Genomic DNA, 16,767 nt, shown 5'->3' on the forward strand with positions numbered 1-16,767 from the left:
TAACATAACGATAACCGCTATAATAATATATATTTTTCTTAATGAATTAAAGTATAAATTTAGAAATAATATAAATATGATAAATATCAAAGCATCTATTATGCTCCATTTTTTACGCATATGCTTTTTTGAAAAATATATGTCTTTTATTAATATTATTGTAATAGGGATTAAATAAAAATATTCATTCACTTTTTTCTTCCAAAAAATGAACATGGTTAAAACCATTAATATATTCAAAAATAAATTTATATTTAAAGCTGTTGATTTTTTTATTTTAAATTCCCTCATTATTTATCTCCGCAAACATACACAATCCTTTTTAAGGCATCCCCTCTAAATTAACTACCTTGCCTGTAGCTGTATGACTTTTTATAAAACCAGTATAATTACTATTCTTATAAAAAGAAGTTTTTGATCTTCTTTGGTATTTGAGAACTAAGTGACCTTTCTTGTATTCTCTTTGTTCTGAAACTATTTTTATATAGACATTAGGTATTTTTGATTGTAAAATATGAGTTGTTATGCCAACAACAACAGCTGTACCTGCACCCATTTTAAGAATCGAACCTATAATGGCTGAAACAGCTGCTACCCCTAAACCTATTAAGAATACTTTATCTGTTTTAGTAGTCCCCGCATAATGCCATTTATTCCAAGATGCTGCCGCTCTAGCTACTATCCCTGTATTAGTAGTTGCTTTATCTTCGTTAGCATTTGTTTCTGTTCCTAATTCAATTTCTTTAATTATATCATCATTTTCTTTAACTACGATTTTATTTTCAACATTTTCAACTTCTATAATATCATTACTTTTATTATTGGTAATTTTATATGAATACTCACCATTACCATCTATAAATGTCTCTGCAATAGATGTACTGCCATCTTCTTCTATAAATGATGTTTTCTCATAATTTTCATTTTTCTCAAGTACTTTATAGTCCACGCTTGCCAATGCTTTTGATGGTACTACTGATATTAAACTAATCGTAACAAACATTAGCAATCCAACTATTCTTTTTACTTTGATTTTCATTTATTATTCTCCTAACTTTTTTATTTTTTATACAATCGATTATATTAATTTTAGTATACTGTAAATCATTTTTTTACTTAACAAAAACGAATATTTATATTTGAAATTTTGCTTTTATATTACTATTAGTTCATTTTGTTATATTTTGTTAATTTTCTTTCAAAAACAAGTAATTATTCCTCTTGTTTTGTAACAAATCAAGCTCCAAATTTGTAATATATATATTACCCTTTTTAATTCCATCAAAAAAAAAGGTAGGTTTTACCCTACCTATCTTCTACTCATCTATTTTATTATATTTATCTGTAGATACTTTTATAACCGAGCCTATAAAAACTGCAATAGCATTTATAACTATTACAGCTATTTCAGTATATTCAAATGAAACTGCAGCTCCTACTGTTCCTACTAATGCTGATAATGCGGGTAACAATAATATTGCTACCCATTTTAATATGTCATATGTTTTATTACTTATCATAAATATCCTCCTTATACCTTATATGTCTTTTTAAAAAATACCATGTCGCATACATTTAATTTTCTTACTTCTTTTAGTATTTCTGCTCCTGTTTTTCCAGGTACAAAATAATTCAAATATCCTGTATGACTTCCTTTTGAATCTCCTAACCCTATAATGTAATTTATTTTTCCTTTAAGTCCTTCATAATTAAAGTCTCCACTATAAGTTACTACTGGATTGTATGATGGATAAAATTTATTTCTTAATATTCTTAAAGCTTCTTGGTAATCATCGTCTTTATTGAATTTATTAAGTGCTGATATTACTACCGGTGGTTTTGTACCAAAATTACTCATAAAATCATCTCCTTTATCATTATTTGTATTTATTGTGTTATTTGTACTTCCAGTTGCGGAACCGCCTTTTTTCAATTGGTTATAGTATTTTTGTACTAAATTTTTAAAACGTGTCCAACCTAAATCTAAAGTTTTATGAGGACAATATTTTCCAGAATAATCTTGATGTTTTGTTAGTCTATCCATTCCCCAACCATACTGAACTAATAGTTTTGCAGCTAAGAATGCACCATTATCCTCAGCTTTTAAGAAAGTAGCAGTATCACTTTTACTACGACAAATTTCTATTCCTATTCCATATCTATTACCTGTACCGTTTCCATCTCCAGCGTGCCACCCATTCCTATTTAAAAGAATGCCTTGTATAGCTTCTTTTTCGTCAACAGCATAATGGAAAGAAACTTTATTATTATTTCTTATCATGTACGAAATTTCATTTAGTGCTGAAGCTGAATTTGATGTGTTGTGTATAACTAATCTAGTTGGATTCATTGCATAAGGGCATTTAATTTTATATTTACTAGATGGAACAAGCATTTGAACTATTCTTAAGCTTTTACTCATCGCCTTCACCTTTTCCGTCCAATGAGCTTCCCTCATAATTATCTGTTCCATTTTTAATTCTTTCATCTTCGGTTATTTTCCCCAACTCATCGTCATATTCTATAACTTCATCTGGTTCTAAACCTATAAATTCTTTACTCATTTAATCACCTCTTTATTTCTTCTTTAACTATTTTCAATCTTTGCACTTCAGAATATAATCTCTCTGCTGTACCATTTCCGCCCAATTGCTTATATGGTTCAAATAGATATCTTAAATCTTCTAAATCGTCCAATGTTACACTTCCTTTTTCGATAAGTTGAATTGTTGTCATATATATCTTGTTGTGTAATATAGCAAGTTGAGTTTTTTCTATAAGCATAATTCTTTCGTTGGATTTTTCTATGTTTGTCTTTTTCCAATTGAGGTATTTTTTTAGTATTCCACTTATAGATAATCCTGTTATTATTAGTACTATCGTATTAATATTTGAAATAATTTTTAAAAAACTTTCCATTTCTCACCACCTTTTAAGCAATAAAAAAAGACACTCTATGTTGTCTTAAATTGAGTAGTTTAATACTATATTCTGTGAAACTGTGCCATCTATTTTATTGATAACCTCTGATTGTGTTGCCTTTATATATGCATTCAAGTTTACTTTTCCACTTTCCGTTATTTCAGCATATATTAAATGAACTGTTAGAGAATCAAATCTATAGGCTGATGATGTCCATTGGCTTATTCTTGGTCTAAAATTTATTGGTAAAACCCAACTTCTTACAGTAGCTGTTGGAGTCCCAGCCTTTATTATCATATTTACTTGATTTCCAAATCTCTCCAAACTGTAATTAGTAGATGTATGACTTATATTTACTGGTTTGTCTGTTAAATTGTTATAGTTAACTTTCGGTAGTGTTATAGGTGTTTTACTTCCATTATTTTTTGTTAATGTTATTGTTTCACCACTTATAGAAGCATTTGTATACATCTGTGTTAAGTCTGGTTTATTTATCAAATCATTGTAACTACCACTAAACCCTTTAGGAAGATTTAATATAATACTTGGTGTACTAACATCTTTTTCAAACCACGCTTCCAATGTATTATCTATAGAGTTTATAGTTAAAGTTTTTATATGATTAGATGTAATATCTTTCAAATTATTTAAATCTAAGGCTATTTGCCCTAAATCTCCATCTGATAAATCATTTTTAATATCTTCCCATGCAGATATAATTTCATTCATCTTTATAGTTCTTTGCTCTTCATTATAATTGTGGTTTGAATCATTAGTGATGAAATCTTGAAATTGTAAAGCCCATCTTTCAAATGAACTCCTTCTATTCTCTTCGGAAGATATCCTCGTATTTTCATTTGCTATCCTAGTGTCTTCATTTGTTTGAAAAACTTCGAATTTGCTAATCCAGTTTTTAAATTCTGTTGTCCATTTATTCCAAGTTGCCTTCCAACCTGTGGCTGTATTTTCAATTATATTCCACCAGTTGTTAAATGTAGTTGTTCTTTCTTCGTGTGCTTGTTTTCTTGCTTCTTCGGTTTCAAATATATCATTCATAGATGCTTTTACTTCTTCTGCTCTTTTTGCACTTGCTTCTGCTTCTGTTGCACTTTTTGTTGAAGTTTCTACATTGGCATCTATCTTTTCTATATTTTCTTCTAGATATTTAGCTACGTCATATATAGGTACTAATTTGTTGTTAATCTCTATATATTCATCTTTTATCTTTTTAACATCTTCTTGAAGTGGCAATACTTCATTTTTAATTTCTATCGCTTTTTCTAGAAGCATTTCTGCTTTTTCATTAGCTCCATCAAGTAACACAAGTATTCGTTTCATATACTCATAATCTATTTGTAGGTTTATGTCGTCAACATCTCTTATTCTTCTGTCTTTGTATATTTCTAATGTACCTACTTTAGTTAATACAGTTCCTGTATCATCTGATAAGAATAATTGATAGTATGCTCCTGTGTCCCAATGTTGAAGTGATTCACTTGTGAGTAATACATCAAAAGATTTGTCTTCTTGTCTAATTCCTTCTAATTCGTACTTATCCCATTTTGTGATAATCAACATCTTAAAAGTATATCCTTCTGTATTTACTACTTTGTTATTTTCGTCTGTTATTAAGAAGTTTAATACTCTTCCAGTTTCATTTTGCCCTACTTGGATTTCTTCTCTATATCCTTGGGTGAAACTAACTTTGTATTTATTTTCTCCTATCTCTTTTACACCCATTTATACCTCCTTTCTATACTCTGTTTTCCAAATATTTTAATCTTTGCTCTATATTAGCAATCGAGTATTGCTTTCCGTTTTGAATCCACAGCCCACCTTCTATTATTGGACATTTAAGTCTAGGAGTTGTCATCCCATCCAAAGCTGTGACCTTTTTAAAGAATCTAATTGGATAATCTCCATACATATCAGCTGAAGAGTGTTTATTATTCATATCAAAAACCATATATGGTCCAATTTTACCTTGATTATATTCTCCGCCTTGGATAGTACTTGTTATAGCCAAATACCTATTTCCAAAGTGCGACCAAGATCCACCATCTCCATAGGAATTAAGCTCAGTAACTTTTTCTCCGTCATTCGAAGGGCTATAAAATGTAATTTCAGGACCAGAAATCTCTATTGCTTTTTTTTGGTTAAACTGCGTTTCAATATCTCCTTTTAGGAACATTTTCCCTTGGTCATCTATTCCGAATATTCTTTTTCCAGAAAAGCTATATATGTTATAACCATAGTTATTTAACGTAAATGATGAACTTGATCCATCAGGACGACCTTTCATTTCAAAGGTTCCTTTATCTAAATTTAATATTACCGTTCCTTTTTTATCTTGTAATGTACCAGCTTTTATTAAATCCGCAGTTAAAACACCAGTATTTATAAAATCCGCTACTATTCCGCCTTTTATAGTAATAGCTGTTGAAAAAGGACCATTATATCCATTACTAGAAAACCCTATTCCTTCTTTATTCATACGAATTACATTCTTTGCTTCTGCAATATTGCTATTGTCCATAATTAATATTTCATAAGGTTTATTGTCAGCATCTTTCCTAGTTATTACATGACCGCCTTTATTTCCAGTTATTACATCTTGTGCGTATTGCATTGCACCTGTTAAAAAGTCTGTTGCTTCATCAATTTTGTTATTTAATTGATTGAATGTAAAATTCATAGATGATAAATCCCTTTTAAAGTTTCCTATAACAAGTGATTTATACCTTTCACCCAAAGCATCATATTTGTACTGAACCACTTGTGATTTTACATCAATCCCTAACTTAGGAACTTTGACAGTAACATAATCATTCAAATTTAATGTTTGTAAAAAATTTAGTTTTTTGTATGCTTCCGTTTTAGAAAGTTCTACAAAGTCTACTTTCATACTTATAATGGGTTCATCAATTTTATTTTCACTAAATTGTTTTTCAGCTCTATCTCTTACAAGAGCTTCTATTTCTTTAATCGGTAGTTCCTTTTCCTCTTCTTCAAGTGTTACCCTGTATTCTTTCACTCTGGGTATTGGATATTTATCCTCTAATGGACTATCTATATATTTTTCAGGAAGATAGTATACTTTATTTCCTTCATCAACCCATGTTGGTAATAGTGATGTGACAACTTCTGATGTATCCAGTTCGTCTTCTATTCCTATTAAGTTTTTGCCATATTCTATGATATAACCATTATCCTTGCCATCAGCTAAAATATTTATATCAAAATTATCTCTTTCTAAGAGTCCTCCCCACTTATCTAGTATGCAATTATCACTTCCCATAATTGCTTCTACTGGGTTTTTTCTAATATAATATGCTGTATTGTAAACTTGAAGGTTGCTATATCCTCTAAATCTGTGCTCTACTTTTGCATTTTCCAATATATAATTCAAAGCTCCCATTGCACTTGTTTCTACAGGTCTAACATCTAACAAGAAATTTCCACACAAATCATAAAAGATATGCTCTGCATCAACTAATATTTCATTAAGAGTCTTTGTAGCCTTCGTAATTCTAAATAACTGTTCACCTCTTGGAGTTTGAACTTTTAATATGTTTAATTCTTTCAATAAATCTACATATTCCAAAGAGGCTTCTAACCCTAAATTAAACATGCCATTTGTCTTCTCTTCAACTTCACAACTATATGGTTTTATAACTGTACCATTATGGGTGAAATCAGTTTCCAATTGATCGTATACTTTTACCATAATCTGCACCACCTAGGCTTTATTTCAATATTACAATTTATTCTTTTTATAGTATTTTCCCCCTTTTTTAAAACAGGAAATAACCCTTCAATCTTTTTTTCCTTTTTATCATATTCTGAATAACAAACACCTAATTCACTATCAATGAAAGCATGGTCAATCACATCATACACTTGTATATAATTGTTACCAATCCAAAAAGAGAGATTACCTTCTCCCTTGAGTTTTATTAAAGGTTTAGCCGGTATAGAGTATTCGTTGTACAAAGTTAATGAATTTTCTTCCAAAACTATAGCATTTTCACCTACATCTAATCTGAAAAATGGTTGTATTTTAAAAGGGACTTCAATATATCTTGTATTAAGTCCCCTTACCTGTACTATTTTATAATCATCATATACACTTGCTTTGTAAAATCCTCCTGGCTCTCTAGATATTTTCAAATTTCCTTCTCCAGTTAGCCAGTCGTCAAAATTAACATTTCCATCTTTATCGTATAAAGTAATTGTCCTAGTATATCCATTGTATTTTCCTGTACGTTCAATAGGTGTATCGGAGCGACCTGGGATATTGTCATATATTATTACTTCTTCTTGAGGTTTAACTTTCTCCCCTATATCACTAACATAAAGGTTTCTAAAATCCATGTTACTTTTTCCTTTAAATTCTATTTTATCCAAGACCAACTCCTCCTATCTCTCTACGATTTCTAGATTCTATTTCCTCGCTTATTAATGGTGCTAAAACTCTAGCTAAAGTTCTATCTCCTATATTTATATTTATAGGTTTGGATATTTTCTCGAATAATGGTACCAATGCTGAATAATCGCTATTTCCAGTAAAACCTAATTCTTTTAATGCACTTGCTAATATACCACTTAATTTCTCTATTGGTAATACAGCTTCTGCTCCTGCTTCTCCTACTCCATGAACGCCATTTGGGGTGTTAAATAACGTTGGGCTTTGAAATATTGCTCCATCTTTGTGCCACTCTATTCCAAATGTTGGAACTTGCGGAGGTGCTAAAGAAAATTTACCATTTATTACAATTTTAGGCAGTTTCAAATCTGGCAATTTCCATTTGAATTTAAAGAAACTTTTTATTTTATCGATAGCTTTTTTAACAACATCTCTTGCGCCATTTATTTTGTCTGAAATAGCTGTTTTTATTCCATTGAAAATGGTACTTACTGTATTTTTAGCAGAATTAAAAGCTGTTGATATACTTGTCTTTATTCCATTTACTACTGTTGATACCTTAGTTTTTATTCCATCCCATATTGTGGAAATAGTTGTTTTTATACCATTTACTATTGTTGATACGGTATTTTTAATAGCATTCCATACTGTAGATATCACAGATTTTATACTATCCATTACGGTAGTTACTTTTGTTTTTATAGCATCAAAAACGGTGCTTATAGTTGAACTTATTGCATTTATAACTGTAGATACTGTGCTTTTAATACCTTCCCATATAGTTGAGAAGAATGTTTTTATCCCTTCCCATATTGGAGTTATAAAATCTCTTATAGCTGTCATTACGGTATTTATAACTTCTGATACTGCATTTATTGCAGAGCTTACTTTTTCTTTTATATACTCCCAAGCTCCTATTATTATTTCTTTACAATTCTCCCAGATAAATCTAAATGGTAATGTAATCAAGTCAAAAGCTAATCCAAAAATCTCAGCAATAAACTGTATAGCTACACTTATAATATTTGTTATAGTCTCCCAAGCTATTGATACAGCTTCTGTAATTCCTGTCCATATACCAGTAAAAAACTCTACTATTCCAGTCCATATTCCTACAAAGAATTCCTTAATTGCATTTAATTTTTCAGAAAAGAAAGTTGATATTCCTTCCCATATTCCTACGAAGAATTCTTTTATTCCTGTCCAAAAACCATCCCAAGAAGTTCCAAACCAACCTAATACCACATCTACTTGAGCTTTTATTTTATCTAAAAATCCTTTTAATGTATCTATTACACCTTTCCAAACTGAACCAAATACATCCTTTATTCCTTGCCATACTCTATCCCAATCACCTTTGAATATTCCAATGAATATATCTAATACACCTAAAATTACACCTGTAACAGTCTCTATCGTATTGGCAATTTGTTTAAATGCATACTCAAATACTGGTGCTACAAAATCACAAAAAGCCATCCATACTGCTTTAATAACATCTGTGATACTTTCAAATTTAAATCCAAGTTCATTTAATCTATCAACTATTCCTTGAAAGAATCCAGAAAGAGTATTTTTTATTCCTTGCCATATGCCAGTTATCTTATTTCTAAATTCTTCATTTGTTTTCCATAAAGTTATAAAAGCAGCTACCATTGCTACAATTACACCAATAACAACTCCTATTGGTGCACCAAGACCAGCGAATACTCCTTTTAAACTTCCTAGAACTTTAGCAAGTCCTGCTGAAGCACCACTTGTAGCGGAAACTCCTGTTTTAACAACAGCTAATGCATTTGAAAATATACCTATAACCGAAAAAATCTTAGAAAACACTAATAATAGAGGCCCTATACATGCTGCTATAGCTCCAAAAGTAACTACCATTTTCTTAGAGCCATCAGACAAATTATTAAATTTATCAACTAAATCTTTTATCCATCCCGCTATTTTTGAAATTGCGGGAGCTAAAACATCCCCTATTGAAATAGCAGCAGTTTCCAAAGCACCTTTCATTTCTTCAATAGCCCCGCCAAGTCCACCATTCATGGTTTCAGCCATTTCAGCAGCTGCGCCTTCTGAATTATTAAGAGAGCCTGTCAATTCATTTATCTTGTCTGGTCCAGCATCCATTAATGCCAACATTCCAGATAGGGCTTCTTGACCAAATAATGTTGTTATTGCATTTTGCTTTTGTTCATCGGTTAAACCACTAGTTTTGCTTTGTAATTCTCCAATTATGCTACCTAATGGTTTCATTTTTCCTTGAGCATCAAAGAACTCAATTCCAAGCTCTCCCATGGTTTCTTTCATAGCCTTAGTAGGTTTAGCTAGCCTACTAAAAGCACCTCTAAGAGTTGTTCCTGCTTGTGAACCTTTTATTCCTGCATCTGACATTATCCCTATTGCTGATGCTGTTTCTTCTATACTTAACCCTAAAGCTGATGCTACTGGTCCAGCATATTTAAAAGCTTCCGCCATATCTACAACTTCAGCATTAGTGTCTGCCGCTGCTCTTGCAAAAACATCTGCGACGTGTCCTGTTTCCGATGCATCTAAATTAAATTGTCTTATTGCAGTTGCCGCTGCCTCTGATGCTAAACCCACATCTTTACCACTAATTGCAGCTAAATCTAAAACCCCAGGCATTGCTGACATAATTTCTTTGACTTCAAAACCTGCACTAGCCATATTTTCAAAACCTACCGCTGTTTCTGTCGCACTAAATACTGTAGAAGCTCCCAAATCCAAAGCCTGCTTTTTAAGTGCCTCAAATTCTTCTCCAGTTGCTCCCGATATAGCTTGAACTCTTCTCATCTGACTATCAAATTCAACAAATGTCTTTGTAGAAGCAGCTGCTATTGCTGTTAAAGGTAACGTAACTCCTTTAGTTAAAGCACTTCCCATTTTCCCAGTTGTTGAACTAAGTTTGTCCATCTTTCCAGAAAACTGGTTTAGCCCAGAACTAACATTGGCATATTCATTTGCAAATTCTTGAGCTGTCGTTTTAGTTTCTAGCAATTCTTTTTCAAGTTTGTTTACTTCTGTGGCATTCTCGCCATATTCAGCCTTAGTTAATTCCAATTGTTGTTCAAGGTTTTTAGTTTGAGCCGCTGTATTTTCCATTGCAGACTTAAGATATTCTTGTCTGATTTTTAATTTGTCAGATTCTTTGGCATTATTACCTAAACTAGCAATCTGTAAATCATATGACTTTGACAATTTTTCAGCACTAGACTGTAATTTTTCTTGTTCTCCAGAAAGTTCGCTCAATTTGGATTTTCTTTCCTCACTTGCTTTAGCAGCTTCTCTTTCTGCTGGAGTTAAATTATCCAATTGTCCTTTATAAGACTTTATTTGGTTTTCTGCTTTTAATACTTCTCTACTTAAAGCATCATACTCATCTTGTCCTATATCTCCTCTTTCTAAGGCAGCAACTGCTTGCTCTTGTGCTATTTTTAATGTTTTTAGCTTTTCTTCCGTATTTGATATAGCTTCAGATAAAACTCTTTGCTTTTGTGCTACAAGGTCAAGATTTCCTGGATTAAACTTTAAAGACTTTTCTATGTCTCTTAATTGTTGGTTTAAATCTCTTGATGTTTTATTAACATCCTTCAAGGCTGATTGTAGTTTGGTGGTATTCCCGCCAATTTCAACCGTTATTCCTTTTATATTTCCTGCTATATTTCTCACCACCTTGTTTTTAGACATAAAAAAAGACAACCTATAAAAGTTGTCTTTAAGTTATATTTAAAAGTTGTCAAAATCTGCTTGTGTTGCTTTTATTACCATTGGTTTATCTTTTTTCTTTTCTTCTGAATGATACGAATTATTATAGGTAATTATATAATCGTTAATTTGTCCTATTTCCATATCCTTAAAATCTTCTATAGATAAACCCCTTTGTGTTGCAGCAACCATTATCATATCGATCGTTACTTCTTCATCGGACTCTGTTTCTTTTTTTTTGATTCTATAGTTGTAGATAGTGAATTTAATAAATCAGGGAATACTTTACCTACAACATCAAATATAGGAAATTTTTCAAAACTGCCTAACCAAGATTCAAAATCTCCTATATTTTTATCAGCTGTTAAAGCCAAAGCGTATAAGATTTTATATACATCTAAAAGCTCTATATCTTCAGCATTATCTAAAACTTGAGGTAATAAAGAAACAATACCAGAAATTCCAATCTCTGATTGACCATTGCCATCTTCTTTTATTACTTCTGTTAATGGAACAATAGCTTTTATCATTGGCATTATGACTTTTAGTACATCTTGCTTAAATACCTTCTTGTAGTTGAATGCAAATATTGCACTACAACTAAATTTCACATCCCTATTATCTATTTTTACAGTTATCATTTATTAAGCCTCCGGTGTTGTAAATACTGGTTCATAAGGAGCATCGAAAAACTTAGCATATGCTTCTGGGTTTCTGTCCTCATATAATTTAGCCTTAACTAACTTATCTTTTAATCTAGGCATCATTTTAAAAGTAAATACATTAGCGGTAGGTTCTACACTTTCACCTTTTGTTGTTTTTTCGTCAGATGGTCTTTGGCTCATTGAGCAATAAAAACCAAATACTCTGGCATTATTTTGATCCCCTATAAATTGAAAAGATATTCCAAAATTCTTTTGTTTAGCTTCTGACGATTCAATTAAAGCTCCGTTGTTATCCTTTATAATTCCAAGTATTTTTGTTTCCATTTCTTCTGGTAATTGATATGATTCCCATTCTCCTTCATATCCACCATTTGCTGATATTGTTACATAAGCAGAGTTATCAGCGTATATTGTTGAACTATCCCCTATAGGAGATAATTTCATTGTTACAGCTCCCAAAACCCTTATTGGTGTTTTAGCATATTCTATATCTTGTCCATTCTCATTTTCTATTGGCCATATGTGTACATTCTCTATACCATATTCGTATTTATTATTTTTCCCTTCCATTTGTTTCCTCCTTAAATGTTGTAAATTATTTCAAATATATTTTCTTCAGAAATAAAAATATCCTCGGATTTTTCCCAAGGATATTCATTTTCATTTAATATATTTTCTATTGTATTTTCTATTTTTTCATCTTTCTTTTCAAAATAAAGCTCTAATCTATAATTGTTTTTTGAACTGTAAACCGAGTTATCAGCTTCTATTTTTTTAACTCCATCACCCAAGTAAACAATATAAGGTGGAGTTAACTTATCTTTATTTCTCCCATATTGAATAGGTTTATTTAAAGCATTTTCTATTAATTCAAATATTTTATTCATTTTCTAATAGTTTTTTAACTCCTTTCTCATACTCTTCAACCATAAGTTTTTCAGTTGGAGCAAAGTGAGGAGTTGCAGAAGTTCTTCCACCACTTCTTGTAGCAGCTCCAAATTCTGTAAGGTGAGTTAGACTCGGTATTTTTTCATTATGGAGTACAAAAGTATTATTTACTCCTAAATATTGTGTAGTTATAGAGAAACCCTTGTAATACTTAGGTCTATCTCTAGGTGCAAGTTTTTTTATTTCTTTTAAACCTTTTTCAGCAACTTCTGCTCCTAAATTATCCAATCCACTTCTGACTCCAGAAACATATTCATCGATTATACTACTCAATTCTTTATCTAAATTAATTGCCAATTTTCTCACCTACTGTAAGTTCTATATAATCATTGTTTCTATAAGTTTTTAATACTTGTAATTCTTGATTTTTATATATCACTTTCTCTTGCCCTTCATATTCAAAATCGTGTAGTACCAGAATATATGAAGGTTTAAGTCCTTGACTTCCTGCATTATAAAACTCTACCCTAGATATGGATTTTTCATTGCAAAAAACCTCTGCTTCAACTTTCTCTTCTATGTGATTTTTAGATTCATCATATCCTATTATCTTTACTTCTACTAAAATTACTACTTCATCAAATGTCAGCATTTTTATTACCTATAATGAGATTGTGTAGCCTCCATTGTAAGTGCCTTGGTAGTCCGCTTTGCTCTCCTTTGTTTTCATATCTGTAACAAGCATAATCAGCTATAAACATTTGATGTGTTAGATTCTTAGAGTCTAGTATTAAACCTTGGATCTCTTTTAATTCTTTTTCGAGACCATCTATAATAGCATTTAGATAATCATCTCTTTTACTACTAGATATTCCCAATCTAGCCTTTACTAACTCTAGTGTTCCCATATTATCAACACCTTTATTTTTCTTTTGTTTCTTCTTTTATTTCTTCAACAAATTTTCCAACTTTCAAAATTTCTTCATATCTTTTTTTGGATATGGAAAAGGTGTCTCCAACATCTCGGATAACACCTTCTTTTTTATCTTTGAATTTTACTTTAGTTATTACTTTCATATCTAAGCCTCTGGTGTTGCTGATTCTGTTTTAAACACAACTCTCTTGAAAAAGTTTTTGTGAACCACTTTACCATCGTGTCTTCCAGTTACTTTGAATCCAGTTTGTTCTTCAACCCATTTTAATCTATCATTTGTGTCAAAAGTAGTTCCTTTTCTATCAGCCCATAAATATCCATTTTTGAAATCTCCTACAACCACTTCTCCTGTTGGTACTGTTTCAGATATTCTTATTGGCGTACCATCTGGTAAAGTTTGTCCTAATCCATATACAATCTTTCCATTTGCATCTTTACCATATGTTTCTGGTAAAACTTTTGAATAGTATGTGTTTCTATTCATTACAGCGATTGTCTTTTCTGGTACATAAGGTAAAACTTCTCCATCTGCTCCATAGCCTAAACTTCCCACAGCTTCTAATATTCCTAAAATATTAGTTATTTCTGATGTTTCAGTTACTAAAGTTCTTATTCCTTCTGGTTGTTTCTGTGCTTCTCCTAAACCATTCATTATAGCTTCATCTTTAAATTTAGCTATTGCTTTGGCAAATTCTTGCTCTATATAATTAGCAAAATCAATCATAGAGTCTTCAATTAGTGCATTACATACAAATACATATCCTCCAAGTTTAAACCCGTCTATTTGTATTTGATTTAAAGCTCCTAGTGTTGATTCTTGTAATGCTGAACACATTTCAGTCCAGAATAAAGTTGGAGAACCACTATTCATTACTAATCTTGCAGTACCTTTTAAGTTAATAGTATTTACTTCTTTAGTTAATACTGCGTAATCTCCTACTCTATGTTGTATAGCCAACATAACTTCTTCAGGAATTATTAAGTTGTGATTTTCTAACCCTCTTTTTTCTACTACTGCTATTCTTAAGTTTTCGTAGAAATCTCTTACTTCTGGTGTTGATAATCTATTTAACATTTGTTCCCTTGTTTCGTATTTATTTACTTTCAATATTTTGTCCCCCATTCCTCTTGTTTTAAAATTTGCATTAAAAAAAGAACGCTCACCATCAGTTTTTTCTACTTCTGAAGTGGGTTCTTTAGTTTCTGTTTCTTCTTTTTCTGCCTCTAAGTCTTTAATTTCTTTTTCTAAAGTTGATATCTTAGTTTCTAAGTCCAATAATTTTTTAGAATGTTCCTCAACAGTTTCTTCAACAGTTTTCTTTTCATCGTCTGTTTCTGCTTCGTTAATAGCTTCTTCTATTTCTGCTTCCCTCAACTTTAATTTTTCCAATTCTTCCTTTGTTCTTTCAAGTTCTAAGTTTTTATCTTTAATATATTTATTTAACATTAGTGCTCGTAGTGCCATTTTTTAACCTTCCTTTCATGGTTTCTCTCCATATTTTATTTTGTGTTTCTTCTAATTCTTTTAATTGCTTTTGTCTAGCAGCTATATTTGTCGTTGGGTATGCCGGAAATGTAACTGGACTAACCTCAAATAAGTCAATATCTCTAATCGTTATTTTTGTTGTTCCATCTGAACGATTTTCTATTCCCTCATCTAAAATATAAAAACCAAATGAGCAAGCATTTATATCCCCTCTTTCAATACGATAGTAAATATCTCTTGCTTCATTATCGTTTAAATTTATCCTAACTTTTCCATACAATCCCTTTTCATCAGATTTTAATTCTAAAGTATTATTACCTGTTCTCCCCAACACTATAGCTGTATCATGATTAAATAGACATCTAACATCTTTGCCTTTTAAATTCTTTTCAACAGCTTCTCTTGTTATTTCTTCATATACTCCTGAATAAAGTTCTGTTTCTTCGTTATACCTTATAAAGTAACCTTCTATTATTTTTTCATCTTCATTCTCAACACTTCTAAATTCCGACATAAAATTCATTACTCTATCATTCAATATAATCACCTCCTAGCTTGCTCTGATTTCCTATTTTTTCTATCGGTATAAAGTTTTCTAGTATTACTATTTCATCAAGCCCTTCTTTTGGACTAAGCCCGACCCAATCTCTTACTTCATTACCTGTCATAATTCCTTTTACATATAACTCACTCCCTAAACTTCCCAATTCTTGTAAATCATACGCATATAAAGACCTTGAATTGAATTTAAAATATAAATTAGAACTTATTAGTAGTTTCTTTGTTAGCTCTTGCTCAATGGCTTTTGCAATTGTCAAAACTCTAGTACGAATAAAATTGTTGTATTCCTCTTTGTTAAACTCTCCTACTCCCAATAAAAAAGCAGGTATACCGAGTATTCCTGCAACTGTTAATTTATCTAATTCAATTGTGTCTGATATGGCTATGTCATTTAATGTAAGAGGCTTAACTTGTTCTACTTCTAAAAGTTCCGTTGGGATAATCCAAGGCTGTCCAGCTTCAGAACTCTCTAAAAATTTCTTGTATACTCCATTCCTTCCCTCATCCGAACTTAATTCGGCAGTATTTGAATCAACTTTTACTATCAAACTCGGTATTACTTTATTACTCATAAATTCATTAATAGTTTTTTGTGACTGTCTTAAGTTTTTAGCAACATCTTTTAAAACTACTTTGTAACTTTCACCTTTATATGGTTTATCCATTTTAGGATTTATAACAAAATGTAATAGTTCATCATGTCTATAGATTTTGCCATTTATTTTTATACTATACCCATAAACTTCTTCTTTGAAAGATACTTTACTTTGATTTACAGGGTACAAGTCCATAATTATATCTTTCTTTATTTTAGGATATACAACAGAATTCCCCTCAAATAATAAAGTTTTTACAATCCAATGCACCCAAGTTTGTCTTGTCATATAACTACATGGGTTTACGTCTATCTTTTTTGATAATGTATTTTTTACTCTCTTATCACCATTGTCTGTATTCTCTATAAGATGAATTGTCATATTTGAAATTAAATCTGCTATTCTTTCAATAGCTGTTCTTATTTCTGGACTATCACTTAATCTTGTATAGCCTGGAACACATAATGTATTATTATCACTTTCAATCCACCATTGCATATATGGATTTTCAATTGTTGGTTCTGCTCTTGCTTTTATTCTTTTAAATGGATTCCACAATA

At 30.9% G+C, this 16,767-nt stretch carries 20 protein-coding genes; all 20 read right to left on the bottom strand.

Annotated features, from left to right (window positions below):
* Window positions 1-322: 322 nt before the first annotated feature.
* The 20 genes from CS899_RS05185 to CS899_RS05265 all read right to left on the bottom strand — a co-directional run bounded on the left by CS899_RS05185 (window position 323) and on the right by CS899_RS05265 (window position 16,765).
* Window positions 323-1,039, bottom strand: coding sequence for a hypothetical protein (locus CS899_RS05185; RefSeq protein ID WP_100065104.1), 717 nt, complete (start codon window positions 1,037-1,039; stop codon window positions 323-325).
* Window positions 1,040-1,316: 277 nt separating this feature from the next.
* Window positions 1,317-1,520 (bottom strand): phage holin, encoded by a 204-nt coding sequence (locus CS899_RS05190; protein ID WP_100065105.1) that lies wholly within the window; start codon window positions 1,518-1,520, stop codon window positions 1,317-1,319.
* 11 nt (window positions 1,521-1,531) lie between these two features.
* Entirely contained in the window at window positions 1,532-2,422 is an 891-nt protein-coding gene (locus CS899_RS05195) for a peptidoglycan recognition protein family protein (RefSeq protein ID WP_100065106.1), read from the bottom strand.
* Window positions 2,415-2,564 (bottom strand): hypothetical protein, encoded by a 150-nt coding sequence (locus CS899_RS10825; protein ID WP_164995856.1) that lies wholly within the window; start codon window positions 2,562-2,564, stop codon window positions 2,415-2,417. The genes CS899_RS05195 and CS899_RS10825 overlap by 8 nt, the downstream gene beginning before the upstream one ends.
* A gap of 4 nt (window positions 2,565-2,568) precedes the next feature.
* The gene (locus CS899_RS05200; RefSeq protein ID WP_100065107.1) at window positions 2,569-2,919 is read right to left on the bottom strand and encodes a hypothetical protein; all 351 of its coding nucleotides are present in this window, start codon (window positions 2,917-2,919) and stop codon (window positions 2,569-2,571) included.
* Between the two features lie 45 nt (window positions 2,920-2,964).
* On the bottom strand, window positions 2,965-4,662 hold the full coding sequence (locus tag CS899_RS05205; protein WP_100065108.1) for a hypothetical protein: 1,698 nt from the start codon (window positions 4,660-4,662) through the stop codon (window positions 2,965-2,967).
* A gap of 13 nt (window positions 4,663-4,675) precedes the next feature.
* A complete protein-coding gene (locus CS899_RS05210; protein WP_100065109.1) occupies window positions 4,676-6,649 on the bottom strand; it encodes a phage tail spike protein in 1,974 nt (657 codons plus the stop codon).
* Window positions 6,643-7,329 carry a hypothetical protein gene (locus tag CS899_RS05215; RefSeq protein WP_100065110.1) on the bottom strand — a complete coding sequence of 229 codons (687 nt, stop codon included), beginning with the start codon at window positions 7,327-7,329 and terminating at the stop codon, window positions 6,643-6,645. The genes CS899_RS05210 and CS899_RS05215 overlap by 7 nt, the downstream gene beginning before the upstream one ends.
* The gene (locus CS899_RS05220) at window positions 7,322-11,059 is read right to left on the bottom strand and encodes a phage tail tape measure protein (RefSeq protein WP_100065111.1); all 3,738 of its coding nucleotides are present in this window, start codon (window positions 11,057-11,059) and stop codon (window positions 7,322-7,324) included. The genes CS899_RS05215 and CS899_RS05220 overlap by 8 nt, the downstream gene beginning before the upstream one ends.
* A gap of 39 nt (window positions 11,060-11,098) precedes the next feature.
* A complete protein-coding gene (locus CS899_RS10830) occupies window positions 11,099-11,275 on the bottom strand; it encodes a hypothetical protein (RefSeq protein WP_164995857.1) in 177 nt (58 codons plus the stop codon).
* Between the two features lie 8 nt (window positions 11,276-11,283).
* A complete protein-coding gene (locus CS899_RS05225; RefSeq protein ID WP_100065112.1) occupies window positions 11,284-11,718 on the bottom strand; it encodes a hypothetical protein in 435 nt (144 codons plus the stop codon).
* Between the two features lie 3 nt (window positions 11,719-11,721).
* Window positions 11,722-12,312 (bottom strand): major tail protein, encoded by a 591-nt coding sequence (locus CS899_RS05230; protein ID WP_100065113.1) that lies wholly within the window; start codon window positions 12,310-12,312, stop codon window positions 11,722-11,724.
* A gap of 11 nt (window positions 12,313-12,323) precedes the next feature.
* Entirely contained in the window at window positions 12,324-12,629 is a 306-nt protein-coding gene (locus tag CS899_RS05235; RefSeq protein ID WP_100065114.1) for a hypothetical protein, read from the bottom strand.
* Complete coding sequence (locus tag CS899_RS05240; RefSeq protein ID WP_100065115.1) at window positions 12,622-12,987, bottom strand: hypothetical protein; 366 nt, start codon at window positions 12,985-12,987, stop codon at window positions 12,622-12,624. The genes CS899_RS05235 and CS899_RS05240 overlap by 8 nt, the downstream gene beginning before the upstream one ends.
* Complete coding sequence (locus CS899_RS05245) at window positions 12,977-13,282, bottom strand: phage head closure protein (RefSeq protein ID WP_100065116.1); 306 nt, start codon at window positions 13,280-13,282, stop codon at window positions 12,977-12,979. The genes CS899_RS05240 and CS899_RS05245 overlap by 11 nt, the downstream gene beginning before the upstream one ends.
* Window positions 13,269-13,538, bottom strand: coding sequence for a phage head-tail connector protein (locus CS899_RS05250; RefSeq protein WP_100065117.1), 270 nt, complete (start codon window positions 13,536-13,538; stop codon window positions 13,269-13,271). Before CS899_RS05250 ends, CS899_RS05245 begins: the two co-directional genes overlap by 14 nt.
* A gap of 13 nt (window positions 13,539-13,551) precedes the next feature.
* On the bottom strand, window positions 13,552-13,707 hold the full coding sequence (locus tag CS899_RS10835) for a hypothetical protein (protein ID WP_164995858.1): 156 nt from the start codon (window positions 13,705-13,707) through the stop codon (window positions 13,552-13,554).
* 2 nt (window positions 13,708-13,709) lie between these two features.
* Window positions 13,710-15,029 (bottom strand): phage major capsid protein, encoded by a 1,320-nt coding sequence (locus CS899_RS05255; protein ID WP_100065118.1) that lies wholly within the window; start codon window positions 15,027-15,029, stop codon window positions 13,710-13,712.
* Complete coding sequence (locus CS899_RS05260) at window positions 15,001-15,588, bottom strand: HK97 family phage prohead protease (RefSeq protein WP_242491874.1); 588 nt, start codon at window positions 15,586-15,588, stop codon at window positions 15,001-15,003. Before CS899_RS05260 ends, CS899_RS05255 begins: the two co-directional genes overlap by 29 nt.
* Window positions 15,581-16,765, bottom strand: a complete 1,185-nt coding sequence (locus tag CS899_RS05265) for a phage portal protein (protein ID WP_242491875.1) — start codon at window positions 16,763-16,765, stop codon at window positions 15,581-15,583. The genes CS899_RS05260 and CS899_RS05265 overlap by 8 nt, the downstream gene beginning before the upstream one ends.
* Window positions 16,766-16,767: the final 2 nt, after the last annotated feature.

Origin of the sequence: Miniphocaeibacter massiliensis (assembly GCF_900232905.1) — a bacterium.
Classification (GTDB): domain Bacteria; phylum Bacillota; class Clostridia; order Tissierellales; family Peptoniphilaceae; genus Miniphocaeibacter; species Miniphocaeibacter massiliensis.

Excerpts from the sequence above, each read along its gene's own strand:
- CS899_RS05185 (WP_100065104.1), bottom strand. The coding sequence starts at position 1,039 with ATGAAAATCAAAGTAAAAAGAATAGTTGGATTGCTAATGTTTGTTACG.
- CS899_RS05190 (WP_100065105.1), bottom strand. The coding sequence starts at position 1,520 with ATGATAAGTAATAAAACATATGACATATTAAAATGGGTAGCAATATTA.
- CS899_RS05195 (WP_100065106.1), bottom strand. The coding sequence starts at position 2,422 with ATGAGTAAAAGCTTAAGAATAGTTCAAATGCTTGTTCCATCTAGTAAA.
- CS899_RS10825 (WP_164995856.1), bottom strand. The coding sequence starts at position 2,564 with ATGAGTAAAGAATTTATAGGTTTAGAACCAGATGAAGTTATAGAATAT.
- CS899_RS05200 (WP_100065107.1), bottom strand. The coding sequence starts at position 2,919 with ATGGAAAGTTTTTTAAAAATTATTTCAAATATTAATACGATAGTACTA.
- CS899_RS05205 (WP_100065108.1), bottom strand. The coding sequence starts at position 4,662 with ATGGGTGTAAAAGAGATAGGAGAAAATAAATACAAAGTTAGTTTCACC.
- CS899_RS05210 (WP_100065109.1), bottom strand. The coding sequence starts at position 6,649 with ATGGTAAAAGTATACGATCAATTGGAAACTGATTTCACCCATAATGGT.
- CS899_RS05220 (WP_100065111.1), bottom strand. The coding sequence starts at position 11,059 with ATGTCTAAAAACAAGGTGGTGAGAAATATAGCAGGAAATATAAAAGGA.
- CS899_RS10830 (WP_164995857.1), bottom strand. The coding sequence starts at position 11,275 with ATGATAATGGTTGCTGCAACACAAAGGGGTTTATCTATAGAAGATTTT.
- CS899_RS05225 (WP_100065112.1), bottom strand. The coding sequence starts at position 11,718 with ATGATAACTGTAAAAATAGATAATAGGGATGTGAAATTTAGTTGTAGT.
- CS899_RS05230 (WP_100065113.1), bottom strand. The coding sequence starts at position 12,312 with ATGGAAGGGAAAAATAATAAATACGAATATGGTATAGAGAATGTACAC.
- CS899_RS05235 (WP_100065114.1), bottom strand. The coding sequence starts at position 12,629 with ATGAATAAAATATTTGAATTAATAGAAAATGCTTTAAATAAACCTATT.
- CS899_RS05245 (WP_100065116.1), bottom strand. The coding sequence starts at position 13,282 with ATGCTGACATTTGATGAAGTAGTAATTTTAGTAGAAGTAAAGATAATA.
- CS899_RS05250 (WP_100065117.1), bottom strand. The coding sequence starts at position 13,538 with ATGGGAACACTAGAGTTAGTAAAGGCTAGATTGGGAATATCTAGTAGT.
- CS899_RS10835 (WP_164995858.1), bottom strand. The coding sequence starts at position 13,707 with ATGAAAGTAATAACTAAAGTAAAATTCAAAGATAAAAAAGAAGGTGTT.
- CS899_RS05255 (WP_100065118.1), bottom strand. The coding sequence starts at position 15,029 with ATGGCACTACGAGCACTAATGTTAAATAAATATATTAAAGATAAAAAC.